The 16,203-nt window shown below is 62.2% G+C and carries 11 protein-coding genes; 4 read left to right on the top strand and 7 right to left on the bottom strand.

Annotated features, from left to right (window positions below; all coding sequences use genetic code 11):
* The first annotated feature begins 196 nt into the window (after positions 1-196).
* Positions 197-1,612, top strand: a complete 1,416-nt coding sequence (locus P3S72_RS00600) for an acetyl-CoA carboxylase biotin carboxylase subunit (protein ID WP_276195523.1) — start codon at positions 197-199, stop codon at positions 1,610-1,612.
* 11 nt (positions 1,613-1,623) lie between these two features.
* On the top strand, positions 1,624-3,432 hold the full coding sequence (gene oadA, locus P3S72_RS00595) for a sodium-extruding oxaloacetate decarboxylase subunit alpha (protein WP_247405731.1): 1,809 nt from the start codon (positions 1,624-1,626) through the stop codon (positions 3,430-3,432).
* 89 nt (positions 3,433-3,521) lie between these two features.
* Here oadA and P3S72_RS00590 read toward each other — a convergent pair whose 3' ends face one another.
* From P3S72_RS00590 to P3S72_RS00580, 3 genes are all read right to left on the bottom strand, one after another.
* Entirely contained in the window at positions 3,522-4,814 is a 1,293-nt protein-coding gene (locus P3S72_RS00590; protein WP_276195522.1) for an autotransporter outer membrane beta-barrel domain-containing protein, read from the bottom strand.
* 133 nt (positions 4,815-4,947) lie between these two features.
* Positions 4,948-5,778, bottom strand: coding sequence for an amino acid ABC transporter permease (locus tag P3S72_RS00585; RefSeq protein WP_276195521.1), 831 nt, complete (start codon positions 5,776-5,778; stop codon positions 4,948-4,950).
* The gene (locus tag P3S72_RS00580) at positions 5,775-6,596 is read right to left on the bottom strand and encodes an ABC transporter substrate-binding protein (RefSeq protein ID WP_276195520.1); all 822 of its coding nucleotides are present in this window, start codon (positions 6,594-6,596) and stop codon (positions 5,775-5,777) included. Before P3S72_RS00580 ends, P3S72_RS00585 begins: the two co-directional genes overlap by 4 nt.
* Positions 6,597-6,709: 113 nt before the next feature.
* On the opposite strand from P3S72_RS00580, the gene P3S72_RS00575 reads away from it, so the two are divergent.
* Complete coding sequence (locus P3S72_RS00575) at positions 6,710-7,612, top strand: homocysteine S-methyltransferase family protein (protein ID WP_276195519.1); 903 nt, start codon at positions 6,710-6,712, stop codon at positions 7,610-7,612.
* A gap of 607 nt (positions 7,613-8,219) precedes the next feature.
* Here the strand turns inward: P3S72_RS00575 and P3S72_RS00570 are convergent.
* Genes P3S72_RS00570 through P3S72_RS00560 form a run of 3 tightly spaced genes read right to left on the bottom strand, consistent with a single transcriptional unit; the run spans position 8,220 to position 9,983 of the window.
* Positions 8,220-8,891 (bottom strand): GNAT family protein, encoded by a 672-nt coding sequence (locus P3S72_RS00570; protein ID WP_276195518.1) that lies wholly within the window; start codon positions 8,889-8,891, stop codon positions 8,220-8,222.
* Positions 8,892-8,901: 10 nt separating this feature from the next.
* Positions 8,902-9,348, bottom strand: coding sequence for a GNAT family N-acetyltransferase (locus P3S72_RS00565; RefSeq protein ID WP_247407830.1), 447 nt, complete (start codon positions 9,346-9,348; stop codon positions 8,902-8,904).
* Positions 9,345-9,983, bottom strand: coding sequence for an FMN-binding negative transcriptional regulator (locus P3S72_RS00560; RefSeq protein WP_276195517.1), 639 nt, complete (start codon positions 9,981-9,983; stop codon positions 9,345-9,347). Before P3S72_RS00560 ends, P3S72_RS00565 begins: the two co-directional genes overlap by 4 nt.
* A 102-nt stretch (positions 9,984-10,085) precedes the next feature.
* Here P3S72_RS00560 and P3S72_RS00555 point away from each other — a divergent pair, with 102 nt between their 5' ends.
* On the top strand, positions 10,086-11,636 hold the full coding sequence (locus P3S72_RS00555) for a PLP-dependent aminotransferase family protein (RefSeq protein ID WP_276195516.1): 1,551 nt from the start codon (positions 10,086-10,088) through the stop codon (positions 11,634-11,636).
* Here the strand turns inward: P3S72_RS00555 and P3S72_RS00550 are convergent.
* Positions 11,621-16,192, bottom strand: a complete 4,572-nt coding sequence (locus tag P3S72_RS00550) for a DUF6543 domain-containing protein (protein ID WP_276195515.1) — start codon at positions 16,190-16,192, stop codon at positions 11,621-11,623. The genes P3S72_RS00555 and P3S72_RS00550 overlap by 16 nt on opposite strands.
* Positions 16,193-16,203 lie beyond the last annotated feature (11 nt).

Genomic DNA, 16,203 nt, shown 5'->3' with positions numbered 1-16,203 from the left:
TTTTTAAAACCCCTCGGTCGCGTTCAATCGGCCAACTATAAGTCTTTACTTATGCACGACCCAATAATTATTGATTTTTGTTAATCTCTCAACGGGCTTAGTGTGTGTCTCGCGACTGGCTTGAAACATTTAGTCACGCGCCGACCCGGGTCTAGCGGGTCGAAGAACGCAGCAATCGGCTCAAGGGAATTTCCAAGTGATAAAAAAGATCCTGATCGCCAACCGTGGTGAAATTGCCGTCCGAATCGTGCGTGCGTGCGCCGAGATGGGCATTCGCTCGGTCGCGGTCTATTCCGACGCCGACCGCCACGCGTTGCACGTCAAGCGTGCCGACGAGGCCCACAGCATCGGGGCCGAGCCCCTGGCCGGTTACCTGAACCCGCGCAAGCTGGTGAACCTGGCCGTGGAAACCGGTTGCGATGCGTTGCACCCTGGTTACGGCTTCCTGTCGGAAAACGCCGAATTGGCGGATATTTGCGCCGAACGTGGGATTAAATTCATCGGTCCATCGGCGGAAGTGATTCGCCGCATGGGTGACAAGACCGAAGCGCGCCGCAGCATGATCAAGGCCGGCGTACCGGTCACTCCCGGCACGGAAGGCAACGTCGCCGACATCGCCGAAGCCCTCGTCGAAGGCGACCGCATCGGTTACCCGGTGATGCTCAAGGCCACCTCCGGCGGTGGCGGTCGCGGCATTCGTCGTTGCAACAGCCGCGAAGAATTGGAGCAAGCCTTCCCGCGTGTGATTTCCGAAGCCACCAAGGCCTTCGGTTCGGCGGAAGTGTTCCTGGAAAAATGCATCGTCAATCCCAAGCACATCGAAGCGCAGATCCTCGGTGACAGCTTTGGCAACGTGGTGCATCTGTTCGAGCGCGATTGCTCGATCCAGCGCCGCAACCAGAAGCTCATCGAAATCGCCCCGAGCCCGCAACTGACCCCTGAACAGCGCGCCTACATCGGCGACCTGTCGGTGCGCGCGGCCAAGGCCGTGGGTTACGAGAACGCCGGCACCGTGGAGTTCCTGCTCGCCGAGGGCGAGGTGTACTTCATGGAGATGAACACCCGGGTGCAGGTGGAACACACCATCACCGAAGAAATCACCGGGATCGACATCGTTCGCGAGCAGATCCGCATCGCCTCGGGCCTGCCGCTGTCGGTGAAGCAGGAAGACATCCAGCACCGTGGTTTTGCGTTGCAGTTCCGCATCAACGCCGAAGACCCGAAGAACAACTTCCTGCCCAGCTTTGGCAAGATCACCCGTTACTACGCGCCCGGCGGCCCCGGCGTGCGCACCGACACGGCGATCTATACCGGCTACACCATCCCGCCGTTCTACGACTCCATGTGCCTGAAACTGGTGGTGTGGGCGTTGACCTGGGAAGAAGCCATGGACCGTGGCCTGCGTGCCCTGGATGACATGCGCCTGCAAGGCGTGAAAACCACCGCCGCCTACTACCAGGAAATCCTGCGCAACCCGGAATTTCGCAGCGGCCAGTTCAACACCAGTTTTGTGGAAAGCCACCCCGAGCTGACCAACTACTCGATCAAGCGCAAACCCGAAGAGCTGGCCCTGGCCATCGCCGCCGCCATCGCCGCCCACGCAGGCCTGTGAGGAATATAACAATGAGCAAGAAGATCTTTGTCACCGACACCATCCTGCGCGACGCCCACCAATCGTTGCTGGCCACCCGCATGCGCACCGAAGACATGCTGCCGATCTGCGACAAGCTCGACCAAGTCGGCTACTGGTCCCTGGAAGTCTGGGGCGGCGCGACCTTCGACGCCTGCGTGCGCTTTCTGAAAGAAGACCCGTGGGAGCGCCTGCGCAAACTGCGCGCCGCGTTGCCTAACACCCGCCTGCAAATGCTGCTGCGCGGCCAGAACCTGCTGGGCTACCGCCACTACAGCGACGACGTGGTCAAAGCCTTCGTCGCCAAGGCCGCCGTCAACGGTATCGACGTGTTCCGCATCTTCGACGCGATGAACGACGTGCGTAACCTGCGCGTGGCCATCGAAGCGGTCAAAGCCGCCGGCAAACATGCCCAGGGCACCATTGCCTACACCACCAGCCCGGTACACACCATCGACGCGTTTGTGGCCCAGGCCAAGCAAATGGAGTCCATGGGTTGCGACTCGGTGGCGATCAAGGACATGGCCGGCCTGCTGACGCCGTATGCCACTGGCGAGTTGGTCAAAGCGCTGAAAGCCGAGCAGAGCCTGCCGGTGTTCATCCATTCGCACGACACGGCGGGGTTGGCCGCGATGTGCCAACTCAAGGCCATCGAAAACGGTGCCGACCACATCGACACCGCCATCTCCAGCTTCGCCTGGGGCACCAGCCATCCTGGTACCGAGTCGATGGTCGCGGCCCTTAAAGGCAGCGAATTCGACACCGGCCTCGACCTGGAACTGTTGCAGGAAATCGGCCTGTACTTCTATGCCGTGCGTAAGAAGTACCACCAGTTCGAAAGCGAATTCACCTCGGTCGACACCCGCGTGCAAGTCAACCAGGTGCCGGGCGGGATGATTTCCAACCTGGCCAACCAGCTCAAAGAGCAGGGCGCACTCAACCGCATGGGCGAAGTGCTGGCTGAAATTCCGCGCGTGCGTGAAGACCTTGGTTTCCCCCCGCTGGTCACCCCAACCTCGCAGATCGTCGGCACCCAGGCGTTCTTCAACGTGCTGGCCGGCGAGCGCTACAAGACCATCACCAACGAAGTGAAGCTCTACCTGCAAGGCGGCTACGGCAAGGCGCCGGGCACGGTGAACGAGCAACTGCGTCGCCAGGCCATCGGCAGCGAAGACGTGATCGACGTGCGCCCGGCCGACCTGCTCAAGCCGGAAATGACCAGGCTGCGCGGTGAAATCGGTGCGTTGGCCAAGTCTGAAGAAGATGTGCTGACCTACGCCATGTTCCCGGACATTGGCCGCAAGTTCCTCGAAGAACGCGACGCCGGCACCCTGACCCCTGAAGTGCTGCTGCCGATCCCGGAAGCCGGCGGCGTGGCCCGTGTCGGTGGCGAAGGCGTGCCGACCGAGTTCGTCATCGACGTCCACGGCGAAAGCTACCGCGTCGACATCACGGGGGTCGGCGTGAAGGCTGAAGGCAAGCGTCACTTCTACCTGTCCATCGACGGCATGCCCGAAGAAGTGGTGTTCGAACCGCTCAACGAGTTCGTCGGCGGTGGCGGCAGCAAGCGCAAGCAAGCCACCGAGCCAGGCCATGTGAGCACCACGATGCCGGGCAATATCGTCGACGTGCTGGTCAAGCCAGGCGACGTGGTCAAGGCCGGCCAGGCGGTGCTGATTACTGAAGCGATGAAGATGGAAACCGAAGTGCAGGCAGCGATTGCCGGCAAGGTGACCGCCGTTCACGTGGCCAAGGGCGACCGGGTGAACCCTGGCGAAATCCTGATTGAAATCGAAGGCTGATCCAGCCTTCGACACTACCGCTTAATCCTCGGGGGAGCAGGTGCTCCCCTTTTTTTTGCGCGCCATTTGGCCGTCGGGTGCTGCGGGGGTCAGAACTTCATTTGCCACTGGCCCATCAGGCCCTGATTGCGGCTATGGTTGCCTGTTTCGTTGGCGTAGGTCAGGCCCACGGTGTGTTGCGGCGACAGTGCGAGGTCCAGGCCGGCCTCGACGTTCAGGCTATTGCGGTCCAGCGACGTGCCCTGGAGGGTAAAGCCGTCGCTTTGCACCGGCGTATAGCGAAAGGATTGGCGGACCTGGCTGTCGACATCGCCGTAGAGGTGTTTCCAACGGGTGCTGAGGTGGGGTGTCAGGCTCATCTGATTATCGAACCGATACAGCGACGCCAGGCGAAGGCCAAAAGTGCTGCTCAGATTCTGTTGGTTTTGTGAGCCGACGTTCAGCGCGCTCAGGCCACCCCGCTCCTTGAAACCGTCGCGGTGATAGCGCTGGTAACCGAGGCCGGCGAAGGGTTCCACGCTGAAATCCGCACTGCCCAATTGGTAACCCATTTCGGAGAAGACGGTTTGGCTGTGGGCGGTGTAATTACCCCTGAGCTGCTCGGCGTAATCGAGCAGCTTGACGCTGCGCTTGTTCTGCCCGTCATGGCTGCTGTAGATCGCCCCCAGGCGCAGGGCCAACGGGCCGTCCTGACGCACGGCGTAGCCGCCCAGGTGCCAGCTGTCGAGGTCGGCGGAGAAACGCTGGGCGTCGAGGTGGCTGCTGGATTTGGCGCCCATCACGCCGACACGCCAGGCGTGGTCCAGCGCCCAGTCGGCACCCAGCAACAGGCCTTGGGTACCGTGTTTCAGGCCGGCGCTGCCGGCTTTTTTGTCGAGCGTGCCGTCATTGCCCAGGCCCTTGAGCCAGAAGTGGCCATCGTCGTCGGCGGGCAGGGTGCGCAGGATCGAAAGCAGTTGGTCGCTCAGTTGCTGCGTGGTGTTTTGGGTCGCAGCGGCGAGGTTGGCGTTCTGGCTGCCGGCCAATTGCTCAAGGGCCGCGCCGATGCCGCCGGGATGATTGGCGAGCGCGGCATCGAACTTTTCCAGCTCTTTGATCTGTTCGGAGGTCAATTTGCCGGACGCCAGCAATTGAACCAGCGCGGGTTCCAGGGCCTTGGCGACCTGCAAGCCATTGTGCGTGGTGGCTTGCCCAGTGAGGTAACCGTCGATGGGTTCGGCTTTTTCAGGCGACGCGTCGGCCCACTCAGCATCAAGCGCGTCATAGGGTTGGAAATGATACGGCCGGTATTCGATATCGCCCCGCGCCTGGGCCTGTTGAAGGCTGGCGGCGCTGATCGCAAGCGCCATGACAAGTACAAGTCGTTGGTGTGTAAAGGACATGTGATCCCAACCTCTGATGAATGAGGCCGGAAATTTAGCGAGATGGCGGGGCGATAACTGTCAGGCTCTCGACCCCTGGTTTGCGGGAGTTGTCTCTAGTGCAGAGCGATTAAAAACTCATCTGAACAAGTCCTCACCCCCGTCGCACATACCCCTTGCCGTAATGCCGCTCCATGCGCGCCTGGATCAGTTCCAGGCCGAGGGACATCACCCAGTAAATGATCGCCGCCGTGGTGAGCATTTCGATATAGCGATAGCTGGAACGGCCGTAGGACTGCGCGAGGAACATCACTTCCCACACGCCCATCACCGAGATCAGGGACGAGTCCTTGAGCATTGAGATGAACTGGTTGGTGGCGGGCGGGATGATGGTGCGCATGGCCTGGGGCAGGGTGACGTGCCAGAAGATCGCACTGTCGCGCATGCCCAGGGCCAGGGCGGCTTCCCGTTGGCCGTGGGGTACGCCGAGGATACCGGCGCGGAAGATCTCGCTCAGGTAGGCGCCATAGTTCAGCGACAGCGCGATGATCCCGGCGACGATGGCGCCCGGCACCAGGCCCAGTTGCGGCAGGCCCAGATAGATCAGCAGGATCTGGATCAGCAGCGGCGTACCGCGAAAGAACGAGGCATAGAAACTCGCGACGCCAAAGGCCACCGCGCTTTTCGACAGGCGCCCCAGCGCAGTGATAAAGCCCAGTACCGACGAAGCCGCGATCGAGCACAGGCACAGAAACAAGGTCAGCGCCGCGCCTTGCAGAAACCCGTTGGGCGCCAGGTGCACGCCGACCAGGTTGGGCAGCTTGTCGAGGATGATCGAGAACTTCAGGTCAAAGCTCAGGAAGAAACTGGCGAACAGGCAAAACAGCGCGGCCCAAGTCAGGTACAGGCGCGTGCGAAAACCGAAGAGTCGCTGTAGCCGCGACGCGCTGGTCGGCGGCTTGGGCGGAGTGGGGAGTGCGGTCATTGGCTGATGTCGGCACCGATCCATTTTTGCGACAACTTGCTCAAGGTGCCGTCCTGTTTCAGTTGTGCAAAGACTTCACGGACTTTGCTGTCCCACTGCGGGTCGCCTTTTTCGATGGCCACCGAGTTGGGCTCGGCGTACAGCGCTTCGCCGACCAGCTTGAAGCGCTTGTCCTGGCTCAGGCGCGGTTGGGCGGTGACCAGGTTGGTGAGGATCGCATCCAGGCGCACGCCGGCGCCCAGGCCCAGGTCCTGGAAGGCCACGTTGTCGGTGTCGTAGGGGGCAATCTGCACGTTCTCGAACGGGTACTGCAGTTGGGTGTCTTCGGCGCCTTCGATTACCAGGTTTTTGTTCAGGTAGCTCTCGTAGCTGGAGGCGCTGGTGAGGCCGACTTTCTTGCCGCTCAGGTCTTTGGCACCGTGGATGCGCTCGTCCTTGGCATTGACCACGATCACCGCAGGCGAGGCGTAGTACTCCACCGGGAAGTCGAACACTTCAGCGCGGGCCTTGCTTGGGGTCATCGAGCAGATGCAAATGTCGTAACGCCCGCTCCAGCGACCGGCGGCGATCACGTCCCAGGAAGGGGTCTCCAGGCGCAGTTTCACGCCGAGTTTTTGCGCGACGGCCTTGGCCACGTCGACGTCGAAACCGTCGAGCTGGTTCTGCTCGTTGAGGAACGAGAAGGGTGGGTAGCTTTCCATCAGCACACCGACCAGTTCGTGGTTTTTCTCAACCCGGTCCAGGGTTGCACCGCCGAAGGCTTGGGTGGAGGCAGCCAGCATGGTCAGGCCCAGGGCCAGTAGCGGTTTTAGTTTCAAGAGAGACACCCGAATCAAAAAGAAGTTGTTATGGAGCGAATTTACCGTATTAAATAGTTATAAGGGCGACTCTCATAGTGAGTTATTTTCATAAGCTTATGAGTAAAAAGTATATGGCCGCAGCACGCACAGTAATTCTCGATGGTGGCATGGGCCGCGAACTGCAACGCCGAGGCGCGCCGTTCCGGCAGCCGGAGTGGTCAGCGCTGGCATTGAGTGAAGCACCGCAGGCGGTGGAGGCGGTACACGCGGCTTACATCCAGAGCGGCGCCAACGTGATCACCAGCAACAGCTACGCCGTTGTACCGTTTCATATTGGCGAAGCGCGGTTTGCTGCCGAGGGCCAGGCCCTGGCGGCGTTGGCCGGTGAATTGGCGCGGCGTGCGGTGGTGGCATCCGGCCAAGCGGTACGTGTGGCAGGTTCCCTGCCGCCGCTGTTTGGTTCTTATCGGCCCGACCTGTTTGAAGCCGATCGGGTCAGCGAGCTGCTGACGCCCCTGGTGACTGGCTTGGCGCCTTATGTTGACCTGTGGCTGGCGGAAACCCAGAGTTCGATCGTCGAGGCGCGGGCTATCCATGCCGGTCTGCCGGCGGACGGCAAACCGTTCTGGCTGTCGTTTACCCTGAAGGACGAAGACACCGACGAGGTGCCGCGCCTGCGTTCCGGCGAGCCGGTGGCAGAGGCGGCCGAAGCGGCTGCGCAACTGGGGGTGCAGGTGCTGTTGTTCAACTGCAGCCAACCGGAAGTGATTGGCGCGGCGATTGACGCGGCACGCCAGACCTTCGAGCGCCTGGGGGTGGCGATCCAGATCGGCGCCTACGCCAACGCCTTCCCGCCGCAGCCCAAGGAGGCCACGGCCAACGACGGCCTCGACCCGTTGCGCGAAGACCTTGACCCGCCGGGCTACCTGCAATGGGCGGCCGATTGGCAGAAGCGCGGCGCCAGCCATTTAGGCGGTTGCTGCGGGATCGGGCCGGAGCATATTGCGGTGCTGGCCAAGCAGCTTGCCGACTGACACCCCGTGCGGATGGCGCTGACGACCGAGTGTGGGAGGGCGCTTGCCCCGATAGCCATGGGTATCTACACCATTTTATGGGTAGTTCGACGGACCTGTGGCGAGGGAGCTTGCCCCCGTGGCGGCCTGTGGGCCGACCCTTTATTCGGGTTGGAATGAGTACATATCCATTATTCAGGTAACGGCCGCTATGGGTTCCGCCCTTACGGCGGCTCACTTTTGAAAAGCGCAAAAGTAAGCAAAACGCTCTTGCCCCACCACTCGGTGCCTCGCCTAGGCTCGGCATGCCCGAACGCAGGCTTGAATCCGTGGGCCGCCGTCATGGGCCATCCCTGGCCCAGGACGGCTAACCCGGCGTCCTGCCGGGTTGCCCACGGATTCAAGCCTGCGTTCGGCCAGCGTGGTTAACGGGGCGCCTAAGATCAAAATCAAAAACAGAGCAAAAGCAAAGCAACCGCTCGCGATACGACTGGGGTTGTCAGCGCCATCGGATGTGTAGATACCTATGCCGCGATAGCGGTAGGCCAGTCGAAAATCAATCTCGACTGACCCACCGCCTCGCGGGCAAGCCCGCTCTCATATTTTGCTGCTGCGCTGTCTGTGGGATTTAGGCGCGGCACTCCGCCAGGCTTTTCAATTGCCCCGAACCTGCCTGGTTGGCCTCCGACAGCCATTGCTCAAACCCCGCCCCGATCGGCGGCCATTCCGAGTCCAGAATCGAATACCACGCCGTGTCCCGGTTCTGCCCCTTGACGACCATGTGCTGGCGGAACACCCCTTCAAAACTGAACCCCAGCCGCTCGGCGGCATATTTGGAGCGGGCATTGCCGTTGTTGCACTTCCACTCCAGCCGGCGGTAGCCCAGTTCGAAAGCATGCTTGGCCAATAGATACACGGCTTCGGTGCTTTTCGGCGAGCGCTGCATCGGCGCGCCGAAGGTGACGTGGCCGATTTCGATGCGCCCGTGGGCCGGGACGATGGACATCAGGCTGAGGATGCCCTGCACATCGCCGCTGGCGCGGTCGATCACGCTGAAGAAATACGGCTCGTTGTGCTGGGCATGGTTGTTGAGCCAGGCATCGAACGCGGCGCGGTCGCTGAACGGGCCATACGGCAAATAGTCCCACAGCTTGGGGTCGGCGCCGGGGCCTTCGAGGGCGTGCCACAGACCGTCGGCGTGGCGCGCCGGGTCGAGTTTTTCCAGGCGAATGAAACGCCCTTCGAGCAGTTGTACCGTGGGCGCCGGGACGCCTTGCCAGTCGGCGAGAGAGGTGGACATGCTGCGCTCCTTAAAGGCCTTTGCGAAATTGGATGAAACCAGGGCGTTCGGCGATGCGTTCGTACAGTTGGATCGCGGTGGCATTGGTCTCGTGGGTCAGCCAATGGACCTTGCAGCAGCCGTCGGCTTTGGCCGTGGCGTAGACGAATTCGATCAATGTGCGGCCAACCCCGGTGCCGCGCTGGGCCGGGTCCACCAATAGGTCTTGCAGGTAGCAGGAGTTTTCAATGCTCCAGTTGGAGCGGTGGTAGATGAAGTTGACCATGCCCACCGCTTTGCCGTCTTGCCAGGCGAGCGCGGAATGGGTCGGCTCACGGGCGTCGAGCAGGCGTTGCCAGGTGCTCTGGCTGACGGCGTCCGGCAGTTCGGTGTTGTAGAACTGCAAATACGCGTGCCACAGCGGCAGCCAGGCGGCGTGGTCGGCGGCGGTGACCGGGCGGATGTCGATCGGGCTCATTCTGGGGTTCCTTGAGGAATAAAACGGGCGAGGGTCTGGTCGCGCACGTCAAGGCTGGTGGCCAGCCCTTCGCGCACGCCCTGGATGTCGGCGGCACTGCGGTTCTGGCTGAGTTTGCGTGTGCCGATCAGGCGTTCGATGGGCAAGGCGAAACCGACGATGGCCTTGAGCATGCCTTCAATGTAGTCGGCCGGCGCGTCGCTGACTTTCCAGGGCTGGGCGCGGCGGCCTTCGTGGCGGTCGGTGAGGGCGCTGACCACGCCGAGCAGGCGCTCGGCGTCGGTAAACACGTCGGCCGTGCCGTAGGCGTGCACCGCCAGGTAATTCCAGGTGGGCACCACTTTGCCGTGCTCGGCCTTGGCCGGGTAAAACGCCGGGCTGACATAGGCGTCGGCCCCGGCAAAAATCACCAGCGCTTCGCCGCCGTTCTGCAGGTCGTGCCACTGCGGGTTGGCCTTGGCCAGGTGGCCGTAGAGCGTACCGTTCGGGCCCTCGTTCGGGTTGAGCAGCAGCGGAAGGTGGCTGGCTTGCAGGCCGTGCTCACCCATGGTCACCACCTGCGCCAGGCGTGTGTGCTGGATCAGTTGTTGCAGTTCGGGTAAATCGTCGAGGGCAAAGGCGCGCGGTATGTACATGAAAGTATTCCTTGGCGAATGCCTGCATCCTAGGCAGGCTAATGGTTCGTTGTAAGAGCCATCTAGGACCCATTTTATAGGTCCAATTACGGAGCCTGCCCTATGTCGCCCCCTGCGCCGCCGCTGTCGTTCAACCCTGCGGGAATCGAGCTGGATCGTCGTCAGGGGCTGACCCGCCAGCTGTATGAAGCCCTGCGCCAGCGGGTGCTGGACGGGCGACTGGCCAGCGGCACGCGCTTGCCCGCCACGCGCGACCTGGCCGCGGCGTTATCGATTTCGCGCAACAGCGTGGTACGCGCCTACGATCAGCTGTATGCCGAGGGCTTCACGCAAAGCCGCGTGGGCGACGGGACTTATGTCGCCCAACTGCCCAGCTCAAAAAAACTATCCACAAAACTGTCCACAGGGTTTTCAACAGGCTTATCCCCAGCCTTATCCACAATCGACCCTAAAAAAGCCGATATTCCGCGTGAAAAAGTTATCCACAGCGCGGCCCTGGAGCGCCTCGAAAACAACCATTTGCCCCTGCCGCCCACCGGTCCACCACGGGCGTTCCGGGTGGGGGTTCCGGCCTTCGATCTGTTCCCGTTTGACGTCTGGGCCAAGCTGAGTGCGGCTTTTTGGCGCAAGCCGGACCTCGAACGCCTGTGTTATGGCAACCCGGCCGGGGACGAGCGATTGCGTGGGCTGATCGCCGCTTACCTGCGCAGTTCGCGGGGCATGCAATGCACGGCTGAGCAAATTGTGATCACCAGTGGTGCACAGCAGGCAATTAGCCTTTGTGCACAGTTGCTGGTGACCCCCGGCGATAGCGTGGCGATTGAAAATCCCGGCTACCGCGCCGCCGGTCATGCGTTCGCCCTGGCCGGTGCGCAGCTGCAGGGTGTGGCGGTGGACAGCGAGGGGATCGACTGCAGCGTATTGAACCGCCTCGATAACTGCCGCCTGGCGTATGTCACCCCGTCCCATCAGTACCCGCTGGGCGTGGTCATGAGCCTGGCCCGGCGCCTGGAGTTGCTGGCCTGGGCCGAACGCAGCGGTGGCTGGATCGTCGAGGATGACTACGACGGCGAGTACCGTTACAGCGGCGCGCCGCTGGCCCCGCTGGCGGCCCTGGATCGCAGCGGGCGGGTGCTGTATGTGGGGACGTTCGGCAAAGTCGCGTTCCCGGCGCTGCGCCTGGGTTATCTGGTGTTGCCGCCGACGCTGGTCGACGCGTTCGCCCAGCGCCGCGCCGTGGATGTGCGGCATTCGGAGGTCAGCACCCAGGCGGTGATGGCGGAATTCATGGCGGCGGGGCACTTCCAGCGGCATATCCGGCGCATGCGCCGCGCTGCGCTCAGCCGGCGTAACGCACTGCTGGAGGGCTGGCCGGGCGAGCTGCCGGGGGTGGGCAGCCTGCCCAATAGTGCCGCAGGCCTGCACCTCACCGTGCGGGTGGACAGCCTCGCCCGCGAACAACAACTGGTGGCGCAGGCCCGCGCGGTGGGCGTGGAGGTCAATGGCCTGAGCAGCTATTGGCTGACGCAGGCCGGGCCACCGGCCGATCAGCGCGCCGGCCTGGTGCTGGGTTTTGCCGCGGTGCCTGAAGCCGCGATCCGCCAGGCGCTCGGGCGGTTGCGCGAGGCCTGGACAGGTCAGGCTGCGGGCTGAGGCGGCTTGGCTTTAAGGAACAGCGAGCGGGCCAGATGCAGGCCGATTTCACTGCGGTACACGGCGATGTCGCTCAAGGGTTCGAACCGGCCACCCATCAGTCGCTGTTGCCGATTTTTCAGGTGGGCTGCGGTGTAGGCTTCCTCCGGCCCGGTGAGGGTGGGGTAGTGAAAGTGCGCGTACCACAACGGGCGTTTGGTGTTGGCGTCCACTACTGCATATTCCTGCAGGAAACCCTTGTCGCGCCCCCTGAGTCGGGTGCGGGGGCCGACAGGCGGGTCGACCGTCACGGCGCCCTCGCGCAAGAGCAATTCGACGTGCGCCGCCTCCGGTGGCCGGCGCTTGAGCACCTCGATCATGACCCGCTTGCCTTCCCGGTAGAGCCGGGTGATCGCCTCATTGAGGCTGCGGTTAGTCAACGCGGCTGATGGCGAGGCGCTTTCTGTCTGGTTGCTGGAGGTCAGCGCCTCTTCGATATCCTGGCTGGCCCGTTCGAGTTTTTTGGCGTGCTGGTGGAAGCGTTCTTCGATTTCCACCGGCAGTTGTCGGGTTTCCTTCGCCCAGGCTTCCTTGTTGGCGATAAAGGCGCCGACCCCATCGACCAGCGCCTGACCGTCGCTGATGCTGATTGCCAAGTTACGCGCCTGGGTGCGGGTAACGGGTTTGGGCTTCAGTTCGCGTTCGACCCAAACACCCGGCTCTTTCTCATGGAAGGTTGCAATCACCTTGCCGGTCAGGGGTTCCTTCACGTCGACCAGGGTCTTGCCGTCTTCGGCGGGGCTTTCACGCTCATCGCCGACCACCACACCCTTGGAGCGCGTCTTGATGTATTTTTTCTTCGCCCTCGGGGCCGGGCGCGACGGGCCTGCGGTGGGCTCCATGGCTCTACGTTCGCGAAGCAGGGTCGTCAGTTGCTTCTCAGTGAGTTGCGCGAATTCGTCAACCTGCTTGCGCAGGCTTTCCAGATGAGGCTTGTTGAGGTCGTTGGGAAATTCCGCCGGCAGATCCACCAGGTTCTGGTCCACCCTGGAAAACTGATCCATCAGGCTATCCAGGGTCTCGATCAACTGAGCCGGCGGCGCTACGTTGCCCGGCTTCATGGCGCCTCTGGCGCTTTGGACCGCCAGTTCCGCCACATCGACGATACGGTGCAAGGCTTCTCTGGCATCGGCGCGTGTGGCCGATTGGCTTTCTGACACGCACAGGAAGTGGCCCAGGGTAATCCTGAACGCCTTGAGATCATCAACGGCATACGTGGGCAGGTGCGGTTCGTAGAGTTGGATCAGCTTGACCCCTGGCACGCCCAGGGTGCGGGCCTCCTTGAAGCGCGCCTGCAGATAGTCCATCCGCTCCACCATGGCCTGCGTCGCGGCGTACATGGCGCGGTAGTGAGCGGCAGGCAAGGCGTCTTCTTCAAAACCCTCGGTGTCGAGGTGGCCATGTATGGCTTCCAGTTGTTCGCGAAACGGGATCTGTTGTTCGCTGATGGCGGAGCTCGCCAGAAATAGCTGATGTTCCAGGTAGCCGACCATGGCGTTCTGATAGTTGGGCACCGTGTCGAGAATATTCAGGGATTTGAGCTGGGAAATCGGCACGTCGATCTCTTTGAGGCGTGTATCCACTTGTTCGAGAAAGGTGGTTCTGGCGACTGCTTTGGCGTCGTCCGCTGTGCGGTCGATGGCGCCTTGCAGGGCCTCAATATCGCGTTGGCGTTGGGGGCGCTCGCTGTCGAAGGTCGCCAGATGCTGGCGTAAATCGTTGATTTTAGGTGGCCTGAGGGCTTCGCCTTTTTTGCGCCGGCTGCGCAGGCCGCCTGCACGGAGGCGCAAGCGCGTGTCGACGAACCATTGACCCAGGCGATTGGCAATCAGCGGGGGGCCGCGTCGGCCGGGTTGGTGCGGATCGATGATCAACACGGCGTCGTTTTCGTCGACGATGACTTCAAACCAGCGTGTACCCACCGGGGCGTACCAGTGGGTGTCTTTGGCGTAGAGATGCTGATGGGGGCCTTCCACTGTCTGTTGTGTGCCCAATTGATCGGGCTTGGGCAGCGCGAAACCGTCCAGGAACGTACCCAGGCTCAGTGCGCTGCGGTTCAAGGCGCCACTGATGTGCAGGGTGTGTTCGTGGTCGACGGGCAGTTCTGCCGTCGTGATATCCGGCTTTTGGACGACCTCTACCGTGGTCTCCTGCGCCTGCAATGCCGGCGGCTTGGCAGGTTTCTCGATGGGCGATTCAGGCTGGTGGGCCGTGGCGACATGCGTCGCCAACACCACGCCGAGCGTCAGCAAGATATCTACCAGCGCCGAGAGCCCGGCTGAACGGTCACCGATCTCATTGGCGTCGACCATCTGTTGCAGGTCATCCATCAATTGCCAGATCCAGGTCGCGGCGCCCGCGGCGCGGCCCATGAACGGCAGCACGGTATTGAACATCAGCCACCCGGCATGCTTGAAACTCTCCCAGCGCGCCTCGGCATTCGACACCGATTGGCGGTCGGCCAGGGTGACCAGCGCGTCGGCAGTGGCTTGGAACAGTGTGGCAAAGTTGTCGTTGCGCACCACTTCCCGCCCCAGTTCGATGGGCCCGGTCATCACCAGTGCGTTCAGCGGGTCGTTCAGCATGCTGGTAAATACCCAAGGCGAGGGCAGGCTGCCGGGAAACACAAACTGTGCATAAACCGTTCGCACCTTGTCGGGCAGCCAGGCCAGGACCGATTGGCGCAAGGGCGTGTCTTGTTTGATCGCGTACAGCAGGTTGGTCGGTGACGGGAACTGCATCAACGGTTGGTTGGACAGCGGACGATAGAGCAGACAGGGGCCCTTTTTTGGGTCTTGAGGGCCGATGACGAACATGTTGCCGACGACGTCGACGGCCGAGCTCAGGCGGCGTTTGGGGAGCAGGGACAAGCGGCGGATGACCACCGCCATGCCGTCGACCACACGCGCTGCGCTGTCTGGATTCATCGCTGCGCAGACATAGCGATAGCCCTGTTCGCTCAGGCCATGGAAACGGCGGACCTTATAGTGCAACGCCAGTAACGGTAATTGCAGGCGTAACTGAGCGGTGTAGAGATGTTGCCGCCGCGTGGACTCGGCCGGGTCGTCGAGCAATGTGCGCTTGACCAGGGCCGGGTAGTACACGCCGACGTTCGCCTGGGTAATCAAGCGTTCCAGGTAGGACGCCGTCATCCAGGCGGGTACGGCGCTGCCGCTTTCATAACGGACGGTTTTGTTGCCCAAGGGCAGGGCTATCAGGTTTTCCAGGGCCAACTCGGCCAGAGTAAAGGTTTGGGTCTGGGTATTTCCCGGCACAATCAGGGTGCCCCAGACCTGCACGCTGGTGACGCTGATCCGCACGCTGTCCAGCGTCGTGCGGGCCACGCTGGGGTGGTCCTTGACCATCAGGGTGTGGATCGCATCCAGGGCAAAATCGCCGATGTGCTTGATCCCGTCATCAAAGGCTTTACCGGCGTGCCGCAGGTGCAGGGCCGCCAGGTCCATCATGTAGCGCCCGTAGGTGGCCTGGTCCGACGAGGATGCGCTAAGTATCCAGTCGGGCAAGGCACGATGAACCCAGCCGATTCTGTTTTGATTCAGCGGGGCGCGAAGGGCGATTTCGCTGCCTGGCTTGTCTTGCATCATGGTTGGGATCAGCTCATCGCTGTCGAGCGCGATTACGCCGATCGCCTGAATCTGCAAGGAAATAAACGCACAGGCCTGCTGTTCGAAAAAGTCCCCGGAGGGTTGGAACAATCGCCAGTGGAGCTTGGCCGCCTGTGGATTGGCGACTTGAATGCTCAGGGCATCGCCAAGCGCTGGCAGGCTTTTGAAGGCGGCGAACCCATCGGCGATCGAATAGCTGAGGATGATGTCACGCTCGCCAAGACGCCCGACCAGCACCGCCAATGCCGACAGAGTGAGGTGTTTGACCTGGGTGGCGTGCTCCAGGTCGACGTCGATCAGATAAGCCTTGGTCGCGTATTTGTCCTGGGGCAAGCGCTGGGCGTAATCCGGGTGGTGAAAAACGCTCCTGGCGACGTTGCATTCATCCTCGTCCCAGCCTTCCACGCTGTCGACATTCCAGATCGCGCGTAAGGCGTTGGCAAAGGTGCGCCAACGTGGGCCGTTGTGGTGGTCGCTTTCGTTCCAGTACGCGAGCTGTTGCTCCTGGTACGCGACGCGCAGCAAGGGTGCCAGCTCATTGATCAGGCGGCCGACGGCATCTACTTTGATCGGTAGATGCACGTTCGGCCCGGCGGCAGATTGATAGATCAGGTAGTGCTCGCCGTCGATCCAGGTCACCGGCACGCCGGACGTTGCACTGCGGTACAACGCGCCGGTCAGCGACTGAAATTTCGGGGCGCCGGGCAGGATCGCCCCGGCAGTGATCTGCCAGTGCGGCGTCACTACAACGGTCAGGTCGGGGTCGATGTCGAGATCCGGGTACAGCCCGCGCAAGCTCGAGCGCAGGGTGGCGGCCGCGACTTCGCGCAAGGAGGGGCCGGTGGTCAGTTGAGTCAACAGGTCATTGGCATTGGGGGGCGATGAGGGCAAGGGAGGGCTCC

It is taken from the genome of Pseudomonas sp. D3, from assembly GCF_029320995.1.
GTDB lineage: Bacteria > Pseudomonadota > Gammaproteobacteria > Pseudomonadales > Pseudomonadaceae > Aquipseudomonas > Aquipseudomonas paraveronii.
This window is presented reverse-complemented; position numbering and strand designations above follow the sequence as displayed.